The 3,341-nt window shown below is 70.8% G+C and carries 3 protein-coding genes; 2 read left to right on the top strand and 1 reads right to left on the bottom strand.

Going from position 1 to position 3,341, the window contains the following annotated elements; genetic code table 11:
- The first annotated feature begins 61 nt into the window (after window positions 1-61).
- Both QH290_RS06955 and QH290_RS06950 read left to right on the top strand, forming a co-directional pair.
- The gene (locus QH290_RS06955; RefSeq protein ID WP_425303560.1) at window positions 62-1,816 is read left to right on the top strand and encodes a glycosyltransferase family 87 protein; all 1,755 of its coding nucleotides are present in this window, start codon (window positions 62-64) and stop codon (window positions 1,814-1,816) included.
- On the top strand, window positions 1,810-2,565 hold the full coding sequence (locus tag QH290_RS06950; protein ID WP_280266677.1) for an isocitrate lyase/PEP mutase family protein: 756 nt from the start codon (window positions 1,810-1,812) through the stop codon (window positions 2,563-2,565). The genes QH290_RS06955 and QH290_RS06950 overlap by 7 nt, the downstream gene beginning before the upstream one ends.
- 21 nt (window positions 2,566-2,586) lie before the next feature.
- On the opposite strand, the gene QH290_RS06945 is transcribed toward QH290_RS06950, so the two are convergent.
- Entirely contained in the window at window positions 2,587-3,222 is a 636-nt protein-coding gene (locus tag QH290_RS06945) for an oxidoreductase (RefSeq protein WP_280382290.1), read from the bottom strand.
- Window positions 3,223-3,341 lie beyond the last annotated feature (119 nt).

Raw genomic sequence — 3,341 nt, 5'->3', positions numbered from 1 at the left:
GGACTGGCACGGTTCGGCCGCCGCGCCACGGGTCGCCCCGGGGGCCGTTACCGAGCACCAACTGGTCACCCCCCCCCCCGCCGGCACCGCGGGCGCCCACCCCCCGCGGGGCTACGCGCCCCCGGCGGTGCCGGCACCGGATCTGCGGTCGGCCGACTGGCGTGACAAACCCAGCCGCACCGATTCGCTGACCGCACAGCTGTCCACCGTGATCGGCGGGCCGGTCGGCGACCACGCGCTGATCGGCCGCACCCGGTTCTGGACGCCGCTGCGGGTGATGCTGGCGATCGCCGTGGTCTTCCTGGCCTTGAGCTGGGCGGGTAAGGCCGGTTGCATTCAGCAGACCGACGACGGCGCGGGCGGTCTCACCCTGGACTGGAACAACGGCCGCCAGTACGTGGCGATGTGCTACTCCGACACCGTTCCGCTCTACGGCGCCGAGCACCTCGACGAGGGCGCGTTCCCGTACAAGAAGGAGTGGACCGAGTTCGGCGCCGACGGCAAGCCGCAGACCCGGTACATGGAGTATCCGGTGCTGGCGGGGCTCTACCAGTACGCGGCGATGCAGGTGGCCAACGCCTGGGAGCAGCTGCGGCTGCCCGGGGCGCTGCCCGTGGTGGTGTACTTCAACGTCGCCGTCGTGGGCCTGGCGATGGCATGGCTGGTGACGGTGTGGGCCTCGGCGCGGCTGTCCGGGCGGCGGGTGTGGGATGCCGCGCTGGTGGCGGCGTCACCGCTGGTGCTGGTGCACGCCTTCACCAATTTCGACGCGCTGGCCACGGCGTGCGCCGCCACCGGCCTGCTGGCGTGGGCGCGGCGGCGACCGGTGCTGGCCGGTGTGCTGCTCGGCCTGGGCGGCGCGGTGAAGCTGTATCCGCTGCTGCTGCTCGGCCCGATCCTGGTGCTGTGCCTGCGCGCCGACAACCGGCACCGGCTGACCGGACTGCGCACGCGGTTGCGGGACCGCCACGGGATCGGGCACGGACTGCGCGAATACCTCGCCGACGCGCGGCTGAGCCCGCTGCGCTCCGCGGGGCTCGCGATCACCGCGGCCGCGGTCTCCTGGCTGGCGGTGAATCTGCCGATCGCCCTGCCGTTCGCCCCCGGCTGGCGAGAGTTCTTCCGGCTCAACACCGAACGCCACGCCGATCCGGATTCGCTGTACAACGTCATCACCTCCTTCACCGGATGGGAGGGCTTCGACGGGCCGCTGACGGCGGCGCAGACACCGAGCGTGCTGAATCTGGTGTCGCTGCTGCTGTTCGCCGCCGCCTGCGCCGCGATCGCCTACATCGGCCTGACCGCGCCGCGGCGGCCGCGGCTGGCGCAGTTGATGTTCCTGGTGGTGGCGGCGTTCCTGCTGACCAACAAGGTATGGAGCCCGCAGTACTCGCTGTGGCTGGTGCCGCTGGCGGTGCTGGCCTTGCCGCATCGGCGAATCCTGTTGGCCTGGATGACGATCGACGCGCTGGTGTGGTTCCCACGCATGTACTACTACCTGGGCACCGACAAGAAGGGCGTGCCCGAACAGTGGTTCACCGGCACCGTGGTACTGCGCGACCTGGCGGTGATCGGGTTGTGCGCGTTGATCATTCGGCAGATCTACCGGCCGTCGGAGGACCTGGTGCGCGGCGACGGCGTGGACGATCCGGTCGGCGGGGTGCTGGACCGGGCGGCGGACCCGCTGCTGCCGTGGCTGCCCGGTGCGCTGCGGCCGCGGCCCCTGCCGGTGCCGAAGCGCGAAGTGGTCCCTGATTCCGGCATCGGAGTGGCGCTGGCCGCCTCGCCCGGTTCCGGGCAGGATCACCGATCGTGACCACTCTCAGCGACAAGGCCTCGGCATTTCTCGCCCTGCACCGGCCCGGCGATCCCGCGATCCTGCCCACGGCGTGGGACGCCTGGTCGGCGGCACTGGTACAGGAAGCGGGGTTCTCGGGACTCACGGTGGGCAGCCACCCGCTGGCCGAATCGGTCGGCAAATCCGATGCGGAGGGCATGGCCTTCTCGGACGTGCTGACCCGGATTCGCGAGATCACCACCGCCGTCGACATTCCCGTGTCGGTCGATCTGGAATCCGGCTACGGCGTACCGCCCGCGCAACTCGTCGAGGGACTGCTCGAGGCCGGGGCCGTCGGCTTCAACCTGGAGGACACCGTGCACGCCGAGGGCGGGCGGCTACGGGAGCCGCAGGAACACGCCGATCTCGTTGCGGCCCTGCGGCAGTCCGCGGATGCCACCGGCGTGCACGTGGTGATCAACGCCCGCACCGATGTGCTGCTGCGGGAGATCGGACCGGCCGAGGACCGCGTCGAGCGGGCCCTCGAGCGACTCCGCCTGGCCGCCACGGCCGGGGCGGATGTGCTGTATCCGGTCGGCCGCCACGATGCCGACACCCAGCGCCGCCTGTGCGCCGATCTCCCGCTGCCGGTGAACGCGATCGGCATGCCGGATCTCGGCGGACCGGGCTACTTCGCCGAACTCGGTGTCGCCCGAGTCAGTTTCGGCCCGTTCCTTCAGCGCGCGCTGAACACGGAGGTGAACCGCCTGCTGCAGCGCTGGCGGTGAGGCACCCGGTCCGCCGGAGCATCATGCGGTGGACCCGCTGCGCACTACCGAGCCCTCCCACACCGGATAGTCGGTGTACCCCTCGGCGGTCTGCCCGTAGAGCACGTTCTCGCGAATCGGTGCGAGCGGGTGGCCATGCGTAATCCGTTGCACCAGATCGGGATTGGATATGAAGGCGCGGCCGAAGGACACCAGGTCGGCACGGCCCGCGCGCAGCACCCGCTCCGCGTCCTCGGCGGTGGTCGGCTCGTGGTTCTCCCCGACGTTGGCGATCAGCGTCCCGTGCCAGCGCGGCCGCAGGTCGGCCAGGGCGGGGTAGTCGTCGTTGTCGGTCAGGTGCAGATAGGCCAGGTCGCGGCGATCGAGTTCGGCGACCAAGGCGCGGTACAGCGGCGCCGGATCGTCCTCGCGCATACCGAACTGCGGATTACCGGGCGACAGGCGGATCGCGGTGCGCCGCGAACCGATCTGTGCCGCAACGGCATCGGTCACCTCCAGGGCGAACCGCATCCGGTTGAGCGGTGTGCCGCCGTACTCGTCGGTGCGCAGATTGGTGTTGTCGGCGAGGAACTGATGCACGAGATAGCTGTTGGCGGCGTGGATTTCGACACCGTCGAACCCCGCCGCCACGGCATTGCGCGGGGGCCCCCCCGACATGACGCCCGCCGAGATCGATGTCGACGGTGACCTCCGACCCCGCGCCCTTCGGTGCGATCGACAACTCCAGCCCGAACTTGGTGCCGCCCTTGCCGGAGCCGCTGAGCGCCAGGCGCTTC

The sequence above is a fragment of the Nocardia wallacei genome, from assembly GCF_029869545.1.
Taxonomy (GTDB): domain Bacteria; phylum Actinomycetota; class Actinomycetes; order Mycobacteriales; family Mycobacteriaceae; genus Nocardia; species Nocardia wallacei_A.
Note: the sequence above shows the minus strand (reverse complement) of the source record. Positions and strands in the feature narration are given on the sequence as shown.

Bases quoted from the DNA above. Each gene is read 5' to 3' on its own strand.
- QH290_RS06945 (WP_280382290.1), bottom strand. From the start codon at position 3,222: ATGTCGGGGGGGCCCCCGCGCAATGCCGTGGCGGCGGGGTTCGACGGT.